The 15,303-nt window shown below is 67.3% G+C and carries 11 protein-coding genes; all 11 read right to left on the bottom strand.

The genetic code is table 11. From position 1 onward, the window contains the following. Positions 1-80 precede the first annotated feature (80 nt). Positions 81-803, bottom strand: coding sequence for a DedA family protein (locus tag JOF46_RS19620; RefSeq protein ID WP_209910393.1), 723 nt, complete (start codon positions 801-803; stop codon positions 81-83). Between the two features lie 226 nt (positions 804-1,029). Then, complete coding sequence (locus JOF46_RS19625; RefSeq protein ID WP_209910396.1) at positions 1,030-2,343, bottom strand: thymidine phosphorylase; 1,314 nt, start codon at positions 2,341-2,343, stop codon at positions 1,030-1,032. Between the two features lie 63 nt (positions 2,344-2,406). Next, positions 2,407-2,823, bottom strand: coding sequence for a cytidine deaminase (locus JOF46_RS19630; protein WP_209910398.1), 417 nt, complete (start codon positions 2,821-2,823; stop codon positions 2,407-2,409). Between the two features lie 15 nt (positions 2,824-2,838). Then, positions 2,839-4,122: an ABC transporter permease gene (locus tag JOF46_RS19635; protein ID WP_209910401.1), complete on the bottom strand. Its 1,284-nt coding sequence runs from the start codon at positions 4,120-4,122 to the stop codon at positions 2,839-2,841. Then, positions 4,119-5,381 carry an ABC transporter permease gene (locus tag JOF46_RS19640; RefSeq protein WP_209910403.1) on the bottom strand — a complete coding sequence of 421 codons (1,263 nt, stop codon included), beginning with the start codon at positions 5,379-5,381 and terminating at the stop codon, positions 4,119-4,121. The genes JOF46_RS19635 and JOF46_RS19640 overlap by 4 nt, the downstream gene beginning before the upstream one ends. Continuing rightward, the gene (locus JOF46_RS19645; RefSeq protein ID WP_209910406.1) at positions 5,378-6,934 is read right to left on the bottom strand and encodes an ABC transporter ATP-binding protein; all 1,557 of its coding nucleotides are present in this window, start codon (positions 6,932-6,934) and stop codon (positions 5,378-5,380) included. The genes JOF46_RS19640 and JOF46_RS19645 overlap by 4 nt, the downstream gene beginning before the upstream one ends. A 202-nt stretch (positions 6,935-7,136) precedes the next feature. Further along, positions 7,137-8,231, bottom strand: a complete 1,095-nt coding sequence (locus JOF46_RS19650) for a BMP family lipoprotein (RefSeq protein WP_209910409.1) — start codon at positions 8,229-8,231, stop codon at positions 7,137-7,139. Between the two features lie 273 nt (positions 8,232-8,504). Continuing rightward, a complete protein-coding gene (locus tag JOF46_RS19655; protein ID WP_209910411.1) occupies positions 8,505-9,710 on the bottom strand; it encodes an amidohydrolase in 1,206 nt (401 codons plus the stop codon). A gap of 126 nt (positions 9,711-9,836) precedes the next feature. Beyond that, entirely contained in the window at positions 9,837-11,441 is a 1,605-nt protein-coding gene (locus tag JOF46_RS19660) for a GMC family oxidoreductase (protein WP_209910414.1), read from the bottom strand. A 19-nt stretch (positions 11,442-11,460) separates the two neighbouring features. Further along, entirely contained in the window at positions 11,461-12,996 is a 1,536-nt protein-coding gene (locus JOF46_RS19665) for an aldehyde dehydrogenase family protein (protein ID WP_209910417.1), read from the bottom strand. Next, positions 12,993-15,188, bottom strand: a complete 2,196-nt coding sequence (gene betT, locus JOF46_RS19670; protein ID WP_209910420.1) for a choline BCCT transporter BetT — start codon at positions 15,186-15,188, stop codon at positions 12,993-12,995. Before betT ends, JOF46_RS19665 begins: the two co-directional genes overlap by 4 nt. Positions 15,189-15,303 lie beyond the last annotated feature (115 nt).

Here is a 15,303-nt window from a genome sequence, read left to right on the forward strand (position 1 = left end):
CCGCTAGCGGGGCCCGGCTGCTTCCAACAGTGGATCGAGGTGGTGTTGGGCCAATTGTTCACGCAACGCCCACCGGCTGTTCAGTTGCCGTCCGAGGCCATTGCCTCGGGCTCGGGGTCCTGCCCGGGAACCCGTACCGGGCGCTGTGCTTCCACGCCCCGGCGGTCCCCGGCGGCGTCCGGGTTTTCGTGTTGTGCGCCGCGGCGGCCCAGGCGGACCAGGATGGCATGCGAGAGCTTGTCGATCAGGTAGCCCATGACGATGGCCAGGGCCACCGACAGGCCGATGCCCAGCAGCTGGTTGTCGTGGAACCAGGCCCCTGCCACCACGCCGATGGCCACCGAATAGCTGGCCCAGGTCAGGCAGCCGGCAACGTCCAGCAGGGTGAAGCGCCGGTGCGAGAAGCCCGTGGCACCGGAGCTCAGGTTCACCACGACCCGGCCGATGGGAACGTAGCGGGCCGTGAAGATCAGCATGGCCCCGCGCACGTTCAGCTCGCGCCGGGCAAAGGCAAAGAGCTTCTGGGTGCGCGGACGGCGCATCCAGCCAAAGCGCTCGGTGCCGATGCGCCGTCCCAGCAGGTAGGCCATCTGGTCCCCGGTGATCGCACCCGCCGCGCCGGCCAGGATCAGCAGGTAGACGTTGGGGATCCCGGTGCTGGCCGCCACGACACCCAGTGCCACCAGCAACGTCTCGGACGGAAGGATGGGCAGGAAGCCGTCGATGAAGCAAAAGAGGCAAACGACCGGCAGAATCCACCACGCGTTTGCCGCGTGCACGATGGCTTCGTTGATCAGATCCACTAAGAAACCGGCTTTCGATTATTTGGTGCGGGCCACGTTAAATACCCCCAAGGAAAAACGTGTCTTGAATCCAAGCCCCGCGTGGTTCCCATTCTCCCGCATGTTGCACGCCGCGCGCATCATTCCGCAGGCTGAATCGCGCCGCGTTGCACCTGGTCCTTTCGGACCAGGTGCAACGCGGGGCTACGGATGGTGCCGCGGCGGCATCCTCGAAGAGACCGTGGGGTCAGGAAGCGGTGATCCGCTCGTGGATCAGCACCATGTCCGGGCGGCTTCCGGCCGGGGCGATGGTTGCTGCCTGCTCGAGGATTTCCCGGGCCCTCTCGAAGCGTTCGGGGGTGTTGGTGAGCATGGTGGCCAGCGGGGCCCCGCGGCGCACCAGGTCCCCGGGCTTGGCGTGCAGGCGCACGCCGGCACCGGCCTGCACCGGGTCCTGCCGGCGGGCGCGTCCGGCGCCCAAGCGCCAGGCGGCGACCCCCACGTCCATGGCATCCAGGGAAGTGAGCACCCCGTCGGCCTGCGCGTAGATGGTCTCGGATTCCCTGGCCACCGGCAAGGGGGCGTCGTTGTCGCCGCCCTGGGCGGCGATCATGGCCCGCCACTTGTCCATGGCCCGCCCGTCCTTCAGGGCGGCTGCAACATCCACGTCCGTGACGCCCGCACCGGCGAGCATCTCGGTGGCCAGCGCGATCGTCAGTTCCACCACGTCGGCCGGTCCCCCGCCGGCGAGCACCTCGATGGATTCCTCCACCTCGATGGCGTTGCCGGCGGTCAGCCCCAGCGGGGTGTCCATGTTGGTCAGCAGCGCCACGGTGTGCACCCCGGCGTCGGTGCCCAGGTTCACCATGGTGCTCGCCAGTTCCCGGGCGTCTTCCAGGGTCTTCATGAAGGCCCCGGAGCCGACCTTCACATCCAGCACCAGCGCGCCGGTGCCTTCGGCGATCTTCTTGCTCATGATCGAGGAGGCGATCAGCGGGATGGCCTCGACGGTGCCTGTGACATCGCGCAGCGCGTAGAGCTTCTTGTCAGCCGGGGCCAGGGAGGCCCCGGCGGCACAGATGACGGCGCCGACCTCGGAGAGCTGGCGCATCATTTGCGCGTTGGTCAAGTCCGCACGCCAGCCGGCGATGGCCTCGAGCTTGTCCAGGGTGCCGCCGGTGTGCCCCAGCCCGCGGCCCGAGAGCTGCGGGACGGCCACGCCGAAGACCGCGACCAGCGGGGCCAGCGGCAAGGTGATCTTGTCCCCCACCCCGCCGGTGGAATGCTTGTCGGTGGTGGCCAGGGCCAGCCCGGCCGGAGTGCGCAGCGTGGAGAAGTCCATGCGTTCGCCCGAGTCGATCATGGCGGTGGTCCAGCGGGAGATCTCCGCCCGGTCCATGCCGTTGAGCAGGATCGCCATGTTCAGCGCCGCCATCTGTTCCTCGGCGATCACCCCGCGGGTGTAGGCGTCGATGGTCCAGTCGATCTGCTCGCCCGACAGCGTGCCGCGGTCGCGCTTGATGCGGATGATGTCAACGGCATCAAAGTTCTCGGTGCTCATGAATGCTCCCTTGTCTGAAAACCTTGCCCCGCCCACCTTCAAGGGGCGGGCGGGGCAAGTGGCTTAGAGGTTGTGCGGCCCGAACGCGTCGGGCAGCACCTGTTCCATGGTTTGGATGCCGTGCGGTGTCATCAACACCATTTCGGAGCCGCGGTGCTCGGAGAGCAGCTGCCGGCAGCGCCCGCAGGGCATCAGCGCGGTCCCGGAGGAATCCACGCAATAGAAGGCGTGCAGTTTCCCGCCGCCGGTGGCAAAGAGCTCGCCGACCATGTTGCATTCGGCGCACAGCGTCACCCCGTAGGCGGCGTTCTCCACGTTGCAGCCCGAGACGATCCGGCCGTCCTCGGTCAGCGCCGCGGCGCCGACCTTGAACTTCGAGTACGGCGCGTAGGCCTGTTCCATGGCCGCGACCGCGGTGAGCCGCAGGGTTTCCCACTCGGGCTCGCCAACCACCGGCAGGGAGCCGGAGGATTCTTTCATGGCTGTTTCCCTTCCCTAGCCCTTGACGTACGGTTCGCCGTCGGCGGCAGGTGCCCGGGACTTGCCGACCAACCCGGCCACGGCAAAGACCGTGACGACGTAGGGCAGCATCGCCATGAACTGGCTGGGCACCGGGGTGCCGATGATGGTGAGGATCGACTGCAGGTTGTCGGCGAAGCCGAAGAGCAGTGCGGCGAAGAAGGCGCCGATCGGGTTCCAGCGCCCGAAGATCACCGCGGCCAGGGCGATGAAGCCGCGGCCGCCGGAGATTTCCTTGGTGAAGGAGTCGATGGCGACCAGGGTGAAGAAGGAGCCTCCGATGCCGGCGACGGCCCCGCCCAGAACCACGTTGACGAAGCGGGTGGTGTTGACCTTGATGCCCAGGGTGTCGGCGGCCTTGGGGTGCTCGCCCACGGCGCGCACGCGCAGGCCCCAGCGGGTCTTGAACAGCCCGATCCACACCGCGGCAACCGCGATGTACATCAGGTAGCCCACGATGGACTGGCGGAAGAGGATCGGGCCGATGATCGGGATGGCCGAGAGCCCCGGGATGTCGATGACCGGCAGGCGGCCCGGGGAGTTGTAGAGCTCCGGGTCCTCCTGCATCACGGTGGTGAACAGGAACCCGGTGATGCCCGAGACCAGCACGTTGAGCACCACGCCGACGATGATCTGGTTGACCACGTACTTGATGGAGAAGATCGCCAGCACCACCGAGACCAGGGCACCTGCAACGGCGGCGGCCAGCAGGCCCAGCATCGGGGACCCGGTGACCGAGGCGATGATCGCGGCGCTGAAGGCGCCGCCGAGCAGCTGGCCCTCGATGGCGATGTTGACCACGCCGGCACGCTCGCACAGCACGCCGGAAAGGGAACCGAAGACCAGCGGGACGGCCAGGGTGACCGAGCCGGCAATCAGGCCGGCCAGGGAGATCTGCGGGGTGCGGGCCCCGGAGACGACCCAGACCAGGAACGCGAAGATGAACAGCGCGGCAAAGACCATGGGCACCCAGCCCGGGGTCGGGCGGTGCTCGCGGGCCAGGAAGATCGAGTACCCGGCCAGTACGCACATCCCCAGGCCCAGCACGATTCCGGTGGCTATCCCCGGGACCACCAGGTCGGGCAGGGTGAAGACGTCGCCGCCGGTGGAGATGCCGAAGGTGGCGGTCTGGTCGGATCCGGCGAAGCCGAAGAACACCAGCGAGAGCAGCCCGATCACCGAGAGCATGATCGGGGTCTTCCAGCTCACCGGGGCGAGCGGGCGGAGCTTGGCGGGCAGGGTTGGGGCCGGCGCGCTCATGCGCCACCTCCTTGGCTGGCAGGTGCAGCGGGCGCGGGTGCCGCGTGCTTGGGGGTCTTCGGGGGCTTGTTCTTCGACTTGCGGTTCAGACCGAACATGGCACGCACCAAGGGAGGCGCGGCAATGAAGAGCACGATCAGCGACTGGACGACCAGCACGATGTCGATGGGGGTCCCGGTGGAGATCTGCATGGTCACCGCACCGGCGCGGAATGCGCCAAAGAGCAGGCCGGCAAAGAAGGTTCCCCACGGGGTGGAGCGGCCCAGCAGGGCCACGGTGATCGCGTCGAAGCCCAGCGATGCGGCGATGCCCGCGGTGAGCACCTGTTCGGTGCCCGCCACCTGCGCCACGCCCGCGGCTCCGGCCAGCGCACCGGCGATGGCCATGACCAGGATCGTGGAGCGGGCGACGTTGACGCCCGCGGTGCGTGCGGCTGCCGGGTTGGCGCCCACGGCGCGGAACTCGAAGCCGATGGTGGAGCGGTTCAGGATCCAGGCCACCAGGATGGTCAGCAGGATCGCCATCACGAAGCCCAGGTTCAGGCGGGAGCCCGGCAATGCCGGGAAGACCGCGCTGGGATCCAGGATCGGGGAGATCGGGTTGGTCTCCCCCGGGCGCTGGAACGCCTTGGTGTTCAGCAGGAAGTCAAGGAGATACAGGGCCACGTAGTTGAACATGATCGTGAGGATCACTTCGTGGGCGCCGGTGCGGGCCTTGAGCAGGCCCACCAGCCCACCCCAGACGGCTCCGCCGATGATGCCCATGAGGATGACCAGCAGCAGGTGGATGCCGAAGGGCAGGTGCCAGGCGAAGCCCGCGTAGGCGGCCATGATGGAGGCGATGATGATCTGGCCCTGGGCACCGATGTTGAACAGCCCGGCGCGGAAGGCCAGGGCGACGCCCAGGCCGGCGCAGATCAGCGGGGTGGAGACCGTCAGGGTCTCCAGGAAGGGTGCGAAGCCCTGCCTGGAGTTGTAGATCGAGCCCTGGAAGAGCGAGACGTAGGAGTCGGTCCCGGCGGCCCACAGCGCGGAGAAGAAGTCCGAGGGGCGGGAGAAGAGGTAGCCGGCGGTCGTGGCGACCTTGGCGTCGGTGGCGGCGATTAGCAGCCCGCCGAGCACCAGCGCGACGAACACGGCCAGCACCGAGACGAGCCCGGGGCCCTGGGTGATCTTCACCCAGACGCCGTGCTGCTGCTCGTTGATGGTGTTGGCGTGGGTCGGCGGCGGTGTGCCGGGGGAAAGTTCGCTCTGGCTCATGCGAAGTCTCCTTCCATGTCGTCGGGGTTCTGCTGGTGGGAGCTTTCGGCTTCCTCCGGCGAGACGCCGGCCATCATCAGGCCCAGCACGTCGCGCGGGGTGTCGGCACCCACGATGCCGATCAGCCGGCCCTTGTAGAGCACCGCGATGCGGTCCGCCAGCTGCATGACCTCGTCGAGTTCGGTGGACACGATCATCACCGGGGTGCCGCCGTCGCGTTCATCCATGATGCGCCGGTGCAGGAACTCGATGGAGCCCACGTCCACGCCGCGGGTGGGCTGGGAGGCGATGAACAGGCGCAGCGGGCGGGAGAGCTCGCGGGCCATCACGACCTTTTGCTGGTTGCCGCCCGAGAGCGAGGAGGCGAGGTTCTCGGCCGAGGGGGTGCGCACGTCGAATTCGGCGACCCGGGACTCGGCGTTCTTCTTGACCTCGGCCGGGCGCATGGAGATGCCCTTGGCGAAAGGTGCCTTGTCGTAGAGGTCGAGGACGAGGTTTTCGGCAATGGTGAATTCCGGGACGAGCCCGTCGACGGTGCGGTCCTCGGGCACGAACCCGATCCCGGAGCCGAGCACCTGCTTGACGCTGCGGCCCAGCAGTTCCTTGCCCTCGAGGGTGATGGAGCCGGTGACCCGGTCCTGGATGCCCAGGATCGCCTCGGTGAGCTCGGTCTGCCCGTTGCCCTGGACCCCGGCGATGGCCAGGATCTCGCCGCGGTGGATCTCGAAGCTCAAGTCGTCCACCACGCGTTGGCCGGTGGAGGAGATGACCGAAAGGTTCTTGACCTTGAAGGTCGCCTCCCCGGGGTTCGCCGGTTCCTTGTCCATGGTGAGCTTGACCTCGCGGCCGACCATCATGGAGGCCAGCTCGGTGGTGTCCGCCTCGGGCGGGGCGTCCCCCACGACGCGGCCGCGGCGGATCACGGTGATGACGTCGGAGACGGCCTTGACCTCGCGCAGCTTGTGGGAGATGAAGACGATGGAGGTGCCGTTGGACTTGAGCTGGCGCATGATGTCCAGCAGTTCGTCGGTTTCCTGCGGGGTGAGCACCGCGGTGGGCTCGTCGAGGATCAGCACCTCGGCGTTGCGCACCAGGGCCTTGATGATTTCCACGCGCTGCTGCACGCCCACCGGAAGGTCCTCGACAATGGCGTCGGGGTCGACGTCGAACCCGTACTTGTCGGAAATTTCCCGGATCTTCTTCCGGGTGACCTCGAGGTCGAGGATGCCGCCGGCCTTGGTGGCCTCGGCACCCAGGGCGACGTTTTCGGCCACGGTGAAGACCGGGACCAGCATGAAGTGCTGGTGCACCATGCCGATGCCCGCGGCCATGGCGTCGCCGGGACCGCGGAAGACCACCGGCTTGCCGTCGACGAGGATGCGTCCGGCCGTGGGTTCGTAGAGGCCGTAGAGCACGTTCATCAGCGTTGACTTGCCGGCTCCGTTTTCGCCGAGCAGGCAGTGGATCTGGCCTGCTTCGACGACGAGGTCGATGTCCTCATTGGCGTAGAACGATCCAAACGCCTTTGAGATTCCTTGGAGTTCGAGTTTCACGACACCACCATTCTTGGTTGTCAGATACCGGTTCGCCGCCCTGGCGGGCTTTGAACCGTTGTGCCCGATCCGGCTGGTTCCCAGACTATGCAGGCCAACGGCGCACCGCCAGCCCCGCGCCCCGGTTCCGTGGAAGGAATCGGGGCGCCGGGCCGGCAGCGCGCCGTGTGGTGCCTGGTCCGCGGACCCGCCTGTGCGGGTGCTAGGACTTGGGGCTGGCCTGGGATTGGACCTTGATCGAACCGTCGATGATCCCGGCCTTCAGGGCATCGAGCTCGGCCTTGGTCTCGGCGGAGACCTGCGAGTCGAAGTCGTGGAACGGTGCCAGGGCGACACCGGTGTTTTCCAGCGTTCCGACGTAGGCGGTGGCGTCGAACTTGCCGTCCTTGTCCTCGGTGACAACCTTGTCAACGGCGGTGTCCATGGTCTTGATGACCGAGGTCAGCATGATGTCCTTGTAGTCCGGGGCGGTGAGGAAGCCGTCGGAGTCGACCCACACCAGCGAGGCGGACTTGCCTGCGGCGTTGGCTGCCTTGACGGCTGCTCCGGCACCCTTGCCGACCGGTCCGGCCACGGGCATGATGACGTCGGCGCCCTGGTCCAGGAAGTTCTTGGTGACCTGCTTGCCCTTGTCCTGCTTCTCGAAGTCGCCGGTGAAGGTGCCGTCCTGCTTGGCCTTGTCCCAGCCCAGCAGCTTGACGTCCTTGTTCTTGTCGGTGTTGTACTTGTCCACGCCGTCGGCGAAGCCGTCCATGAAGATGGTCACGGTCGGGATCTTGATGCCGCCGAAGGTGGCGACGGTGCCGGTCTTCGACTGGGCTGCCGCGGCGTAGCCGGCCAGGTAGGCTGCCTGGGCCGTGTCGTAGATGATCGGCTTGACGTTGGCGATCGGCTTGTCGTACGCGAAGTCGACGATCGCGAAGTGCTTGTCCGGGTTCGCGGCGGCGGCGGCCTTGGTGGCGTCGCCGAGCAGGAAGCCCACGGTGACGGTGAGGTTGCAGTCCGCTGCCATCATGCCGTTGAGGTTGGTGGCGAAGTCGGAGTTGGCCTTGGACTCGGCGCTCTTGGGGGTGAATCCCAGTTCCTTGCCGGCGTTGGTCAGGCCGCGGTAGGAGGATTCGTTGAAGGACTGGTCATCGAATCCGCCGGAGTCGGAAACGATGCACGCCAGGTAGTCGGAGGCGCCGGCCGAGCCGCTCGGGGCGGCCTCGGGGGCCGCGCCGCAGCCGGAAAGAACGAGTGCAGAAATGCCGAGCATGGCTGCGGCCATGCCGGTCTTGCGCGAGATGGTGCGCATGAGGGTTTCCTCCATTGAGTTACGAGCTACAAGTACCGTGGCCTCGAAACCCCCAGGAAATCCTGTCGATTCCGCGCCCGCGATTAAGGGGTGCACTGCCGCTAGCCACCTGTGGTGCCAGCGTGAAACCGGGGAACCCAACGCCCGCCGCGCTCCGCTTGCGCGGCGCCGGGGGCATTCGGAAGGGTCGGCTTCACATCCACATAGCCTAACTTGTAAAACGCTTGACGCGGGAAGGAAAATGTTACAACCGGATAACTCTGCGCGTGTCGGCTAGTCGTCCTCGCCGGCCCTGAGCTGGGCGATGGCCCGGATGGCGGCGGCGGCCATGACCGTCACGCCGACCTCGATGGCCGATTCGTCGGGGATGTAGTCCCCGCGGTGCAGGTCGTAGTCCTCCCCGCCGGGGGTGCGGGTGCCCAGGCGCATCATGGCCCCGGGGACCTTGTTGGTCATCCAGGCGAAGTCCTCCCCGCCCATGGATTGCGGGGTCAGCACGATCGCGCCCGAGCCGATCTCGGCGCGGGCCGAGTCCTCGATGAGGTCGGTTTCCTCCTCGGTGTTGATCACCGGGGGCACCCCGCGGATGTGCTCGAGCTTGACCTCGACCCCGTAGGGGCTGGCGACTTGGCGAACCACCTCGTCGAGCAGTTCCCCGGCGCCTTCCCAGGCCTCGCCGTCCAGGCAGCGCATGGTGCCTGCCAGGTAGCCGGTGGCCGGGATCGCGTTCGGTGCGCTGCCGGCGTGGATCTGTCCCCAGACCACCGAGACCGCCGAACGCACGTCGATGCGCCGTCCCAGCACCGCCGGGACGTTGGTGGCGATCTGGCTCATGGCGAAGACCAGGTCCTCGGTCAGGTGCGGGCGGGAGGTGTGCCCGCCGCGGCCCAGCAGCTCGATCTTGATGGTGTCCGAGGCCGAGGTGATGGCCCCGATGCGGGTGCCGATCTTCCCGGCGTCGATGCGCGGTTCGCAGTGCAGGGCCAGGATGCGCGGGACCTCGTCCAGCACGCCGGCGGCAATCACGGCCAGGGCTCCGCCTGGCATCTTTTCCTCGGCGGGCTGGAAGATCACCCGGATGCGTGCGCCCAGCGGGGATTCGTCGTCGATGGCCTTGAGCACCTTGGCGACCCCGAGCATCACGGTGGTGTGGATGTCGTGTCCGCAGGAGTGCGCGACCCCGTCCACGACCGAGGCGTATGCCAGGCCCGTCTCTTCCAGGATCGGCAGCGCGTCGATGTCGGCGCGCAGCCCCAGGGCGATCGGGCCCTGCCCGATGTCGACGTAGGCTCCGGTCTCTTCCAGGGCGACGGGGTCCAGGCCGGCGTCGCGCAGCCGCGCGAGGATGCGTTCGGTGGTCTGGTATTCCACGAACGAGAGCTCCGGGTTGGCATGGACCTCCCGGCGGAATTCCACCAGCTCGCCCACCAGGGGCTTGACCCATGGCTTGACGGAGGGCAATTTCAGGTCTTGATTCATACTCGTGCGCACCTGACCGACAATACGCGTTGGGACCTGCGCTTGTGCAGTCCGCTTCCAAATGTTGCCTGCAACACGTTCGCGCTGGCTCCTATTCTTGACAAAGGCCAAGGGGCCCGGTGCCGGCTAGGCGTTTTCCTTGATCAGCTCGGCGCAACGTTCGCCGATCATCATCACCGTGATGTTCGGGTTCACCGTCACCAGTGCCGGCATCACCGACGCGTCGGCCACGCGCAGCCCCGAAACGCCCTTGACCCGCAGCTGCGGATCCAACGGGGACATTTCGTCCTCGGCCGCGCCCATGCGCACCGACCCGGCCGGGTGGTACACGGTGTTGTGGGTGCGGGTGATGTAGTCGGCGATCTGCTCATCGCTCTGCACATCCTGGCCCGGGTACAGCTCGTCCCCGGCCCACTGCGCCATGGCCGGCTGCGAGACGATGTCGCGGGCCTTGCGAATCCCGGCGATCATGACGCGCATGTCGTGGCCCTGCTCATCGGTGAAGTAGCGCGGGTCGACCTTGGGCTTGTCGCGGAAGTCGCGGCTGCGCAACCGCACCGTGCCGCGGGACCTGGCCCGGGTCACGTTGGGGGTCAGGCAGAAGGCGTTGTCCGCGGTGGGGTAGCCCTGGCGCAGCGTGTGCATGTCGAAGGGCACCGAGCCGTAGTGCATCATCAGATCCGGGCGGTCCAGGCCCGCCACGGTGTTGGAGAAGATCCCGATCTCCCACCACTGGGTGGATTCGGTGACCATGGGCTTCTTGGCTTCCCACTGGATCACGCCTTCGGGGTGGTCCTGCAGGTTCGAGCCCACGCCCGGGGAATCTGCAAGCACCTCGATGCCGTGCTCGGCCAGGTGTTGCGCCGGGCCGATGCCAGAGAGCATCAACAGCTTGGGCGTATCGATCGCCCCGGCCGAGACGATGACCTCGCGGCGTGCGGCAAGGTGGCTGGTGCGGCCGAAACCGCCATCCACCACGAACACGCCCGTGCACTTCTTGTTTTCGTCAAAGGACAGCTTGCTGGCCCGCAGCCCGGTGAGCAGCGTGAAATTCTTCCGCTCGGAGATCGGGTGGATGTAGGAGACCGAGGAGGAGGACCGGGTGCCGTCGTCAAGGCGGTTGATCTGGAAGAAGTTCGCGCCGTTGACGACAGTGGCGTTGTTGTTGAACTTCACCCTGGGGATCCCTGCCTGTTCGCAGGCATCGAGCACCGCGACGCCGCACGGGTCGACCTGCGGCACGTTCATCAGCTTCACCGGGCCGGCGTCCCCGTGGTGCGGGGCATCGGCCCCGGCGTTCTCGTTGGTTTCCAGCTGCTTGTAGAGGCGGAAGCCCATCTCGGAGTTCCAGCCGGTCGCGCCGTGCTCGGATTCCCAGGCGTCCAGGTCCTCGGCCGGGGCCCAGAACGCGATGCAGGAGTTGTGGCTCGAGCACCCGCCCATGACCTTGGCCCGTGAGTGGCGCATGAACGAGTTGCCGTTCTCCTGCTCCTCGATCGGGTAGTCCCAGTCGTAGCCGGACTCGAGCAGTTCCATCCAGCGGTCCAGCTGCAGCACCTCGGGAATGCCCCGGTCATCCGGGCCGGCCTCGATAAGGGCGACGGTGACGGCCGGGTCCTCGGACAGCCGGGCCGCGACAGCGGCGCCGGCGGAGCCGCCACCGACGATGATGTAGTCGAATTCGGTGACTTGGGTTGATGCGTTGTCAATGCCCACGTTTAGCTTCTCCAATTCCAATCAGTGCCTTTCCCTATGCCTTGACGGCAAACCAACCGGTGACCGACGGGTCGAGGTTCTGGTAGATGTGCTTTGCTTCCTGGTACTCGGCCAGGCCCGTGGGGCCCAGCTCGCGGCCCACGCCGGAGGCGCCGAAGCCGCCCCATTCGGCCTGCGGCAGGTACGGGTGGAAGTCGTTGATCCACACGGTGCCGTGGCGCAGCCGCCCGGCCACGCGCTGGGCCCGCCCGGCGTCCTGGGTCCACACGGCCCCGGCCAACCCGTAGTCGGTGTCGTTGCCGATGGCCACGGCCTGGTCCTCCGTGGTGAAGGTTTCCACGGTGATGGTCGGTCCGAAAGCCTCGTCCTGGGCCACGGACATATCTCCGGTGACCCGGTCCAGCACGGTGGGCAGGTAGAAGTGCCCGGCCTCCAGGTTGGTCCCGTCCGCGTTGGTGGCTGCCCGGCCGCCGCAGCGCAGGCGCGCGCCCTCGGCGATGCCGGCCTGCACGTAGGCATCGACCTTGGCCAGGTGCTCGGCGGAGATCAGCGCGCCGGTCTCGGCCGACTCGTCAAAGGGACCGCCCAGGCGGATGTCCTTGGCGCGGCGCACCAGCTCGTCGACGAAGGCCTCGGCGATGGATTCCTCCACCACCAGCCGGGCCCCGGCGGAGCAGACCTGCCCGGAGTGCACGAAGGCGCCGTTGAGGGCGTTGTCCACCGCGGCGTCGAAGTCGGCGTCGGCGAAGATGACGTTGGGGTTCTTCCCGCCCAGTTCCAGGGCGACCTTCTTCACTGTGCCGGCAGCCGAGGCGGCGATGACCCGCCCGGTGGCCAGTCCCCCGGTGAAGGAGACCATGTCCACGTCGCGGTGCGTGGACAGGGCAGGGCCGACCTCGGACCCCGCCCCGGTGACCAGGTTGGCCACCCCGGCCGGCAGTCCCAGTTCCGCAAGCACGTCCATCATCAGGATGGAGGTGGAGGGTGTGAGCTCGGCGGGCTTGAGGATGAAGGAGCAGCCGGCGGCCAGGGCCGGGGCGATCTTCCAGGCTGCCTGCAGCAGCGGGTAGTTCCATGGGGTGATCATGGAGACCACGCCCACCGGTTCGTAGACGATCCGCGAGACCACGTTGGCGTCCCCGGCGTCCACCACGCGTCCGGCTTCCTGCCCGGCGAGCTTGCCGAAGTAGGTGAAGCTGTCGGCGATGGCCTCGATGTCCAGTCGCGCCTCGTACATGCGCTTACCGGTGTCCAGTGCCTCGGCGCGCGCAAACTCCTCCTGGCGCTCCAGCAGCCGGGCGGCGACCCGCAACAGGAACTCGCCGCGTTCGGAGGCCGGAACCGAGGTCCACGCGCCGGAGTCGAAGGAGGCGCGGGCCGCGGCGATGGCGCGCTCGGAGTCGGCGCCGGTTCCCTCGGAGACCGTGGCCACGTGCTCGCCGGTGCCGGGGCAGGTGATCTCCCGGGTGCCGCCAGCCGCGGCCGGGGCCCAGGCCCCGTTGATGTAGATGCTGGTGCCGGGGCCGAACCCGTTGGCGCCCGGTGCTGGATCCTTGATGGCCTGGCTCATGCGTTTTCCTCTTCCTTCTCCGCGCCCGCAACGGGCCCGGTCCTGGTCACGGGAATCATCCCGGTGTCGAAGTCGCTGTCCCAGTCGGTCTTGGGCAGCGTGGTCTCGGCGATCTGGCTCAGACCGTCGGTGTTTGCCTGCGCACGCAGGAACGACATGTGCACCTCGTACTGGTCAAGCACGTCGGAAATGATCTGCTCGCGGGTGCAGCCCATGAGGTCGTATCCGTGGGAGCCCTCCTGGGAGAAGACCTCCATGCGGTAGTACTTCTCCCCCGTGGAGGAGTCCCGCGCATAGGAGGGCACGTTGAGCGCGACCGGATACACCTGGTACTTGAACGGGCGTTCGGTCCCGTGCGGGACCACCAGGTCCACGGACTTGATGCCCAGCTGGCCCACCGGGGCGATCTCCAGTTCCCCGACGACCCCGGAGCGTGCGAACTCGTTGTTCACTTCCTCCAGTGCCGGGGTCACGATCTCCTGAATGAAGCGCTGGGCCGCACGCTGGCCGGGGTAGGCCATGGTGCGGGCCAGGCGTTGGCGCCAGCCACGCCGGTGGTCGATCCCGGTCGATCCGGTGCGGCTGGTCAGCACGGTGTGCAGGGTGTTCTTGTAGCTTCCGGCCAGAGTGCGCTCCACGCGCAGGGCCTTGTAGAGCCCCAGCATGATGAACACCAGCACCACCGAGAACGGCAGGCCCATGATCACCGTGGCGTTTTGCAGGGTGGGCACCCCGCCGACCAGCAGCATCGCCAGGGTCAGCAGGCCGGTGGCCACCGACCAGAAGACGCGCACCCACTTGGGGCCGTCGGACTCGGCGTCTTTGAGGTGCGAGGTGAAGTTGGCCATCACCAGAGCGCCGGAGTCGGCGCTGGTGACGTAGAAGAGCAGCCCGGTAAAGGTGGCGATGGCCGCGACCAGCGGGACGGCCGGGTATTGCTCGAGCAGCGAGTAGAAGGCCCGCTCGGGCTGGTTCATGGCGACGTCGCCGAACTCCGTGTTGCCTCCCATGACCAGGGCCAGGGCGCTGTTGCCGAAGATGGAGATCCACAGCAGGATGAACGTGAACGGGACCACGATCACGCCTGTGACGAACTGGCGGATGGTGCGCCCGCGCGAGATGCGGGCCAGGAACAGTCCGACGAACGGGGCCCAGGCGATCCACCAGGCCCAGAAGAACAGGGTCCAGCCGTTGAGCCAGTCATCGGGGCGGTCATACGCCATGGTGTCCAGGGCCATGCCCGGGAAGCGCGAGAGTGTGTCGCCGATGTTCAGGATGATCCCGTCGAGCAGGAAGCGGGTCTTGCCGGCGAAGAGCACGAAGAGCATCAAGGCGATGCAGAGGATGACGTTGAGTTCCGAAAGCCGGCGGATGCCCTTTTCCACGCCGGTGAGCACCGAGATGGTGGCCATGACCACGGCGATGACGATCAGTGCGATCTGCACCGAGGTGCCCTCGGGGATGCCGAACATGAAGTTCAGCCCGAAGTTCAGTTGGGCCACGCCGATGCCCAGCGAGGTGGCGATGCCGAAGATGGTGCCCAGCACCGCGGCGATGTCCACGCCGTGGCCCAGCGGGCCGTGGATGCGCTTGCCCAGGATCGGGTAGAGCGCCGAGCGGATCGACAGCGGCAGGTTGTGGCGGTAGGCGAAGTAGCCCAGGGCCAGGCCGATCAGGGCGTAGAGCCCCCAGCCGAGGATGCCGTAGTGGAAAAGTGTCCAGGCCAGCGCCTGGCGGGCGGCTTCGACGGTGGAACCGTCCCCGGTGGGCGGGGCCAGGAACTGGGCGACGGGTTCGGAGACCGAGAAGAACATCAAATCGATGCCGATCCCGGCGGCGAACAGCATGGCCGTCCAGGTGAAGAGGTTGAACGTGGGGCGGGAGTGGTCCGGGCCCAGCCGGGTCTTGCCGACCTTGGAGACCGCGATGGAGATGACGAATACCAGGACCATCACCACGACCAGCGAGTACCACCAGCCGAAGGTCGCCCCGACCCAGCCGACCACTGCGGTGATCACGGCGTGGGCGCCGGCCTGGTCGATCATGGCCCAGAGGGTGAAGGCCAGGATCGTGGCGGCGGAGCCGAAGAACACGACCTTGTTGATGCGGTTGGGCCCCGCGTCGGGCGGGATTGCACTTTCCGTGTTGTTTATGGGTATAGCCGGGTCATCTGAATACTTGACGGCACTCATGTTTCGAGAGCCTAGCAATGACTTGTGCGCGTGCAGCCGCCCGGGCGCGTCTATCACACGCCCCGGGGTGAGATTCCCCACACGTTCGGCGGCTGGTTCGGCGGCGGTTTGGTTC

Origin of the sequence: Paeniglutamicibacter psychrophenolicus, assembly GCF_017876575.1 — a bacterium.
Classification (GTDB): domain Bacteria; phylum Actinomycetota; class Actinomycetes; order Actinomycetales; family Micrococcaceae; genus Paeniglutamicibacter; species Paeniglutamicibacter psychrophenolicus.

What these genes read in the sequence shown, in the direction of transcription:
- JOF46_RS19625 (WP_209910396.1), bottom strand. Translation starts at nt 2,343, where the DNA reads ATGAGCACCGAGAACTTTGATGCCGTTGACATCATCCGCATCAAGCGC.
- JOF46_RS19630 (WP_209910398.1), bottom strand. Translation starts at nt 2,823, where the DNA reads ATGAAAGAATCCTCCGGCTCCCTGCCGGTGGTTGGCGAGCCCGAGTGG.
- JOF46_RS19635 (WP_209910401.1), bottom strand. Translation starts at nt 4,122, where the DNA reads ATGAGCGCGCCGGCCCCAACCCTGCCCGCCAAGCTCCGCCCGCTCGCC.
- JOF46_RS19640 (WP_209910403.1), bottom strand. Translation starts at nt 5,381, where the DNA reads ATGAGCCAGAGCGAACTTTCCCCCGGCACACCGCCGCCGACCCACGCC.
- JOF46_RS19650 (WP_209910409.1), bottom strand. Translation starts at nt 8,231, where the DNA reads ATGCGCACCATCTCGCGCAAGACCGGCATGGCCGCAGCCATGCTCGGC.
- JOF46_RS19655 (WP_209910411.1), bottom strand. Translation starts at nt 9,710, where the DNA reads ATGAATCAAGACCTGAAATTGCCCTCCGTCAAGCCATGGGTCAAGCCC.
- JOF46_RS19665 (WP_209910417.1), bottom strand. Translation starts at nt 12,996, where the DNA reads ATGAGCCAGGCCATCAAGGATCCAGCACCGGGCGCCAACGGGTTCGGC.
- betT (WP_209910420.1), bottom strand. Translation starts at nt 15,188, where the DNA reads ATGAGTGCCGTCAAGTATTCAGATGACCCGGCTATACCCATAAACAAC.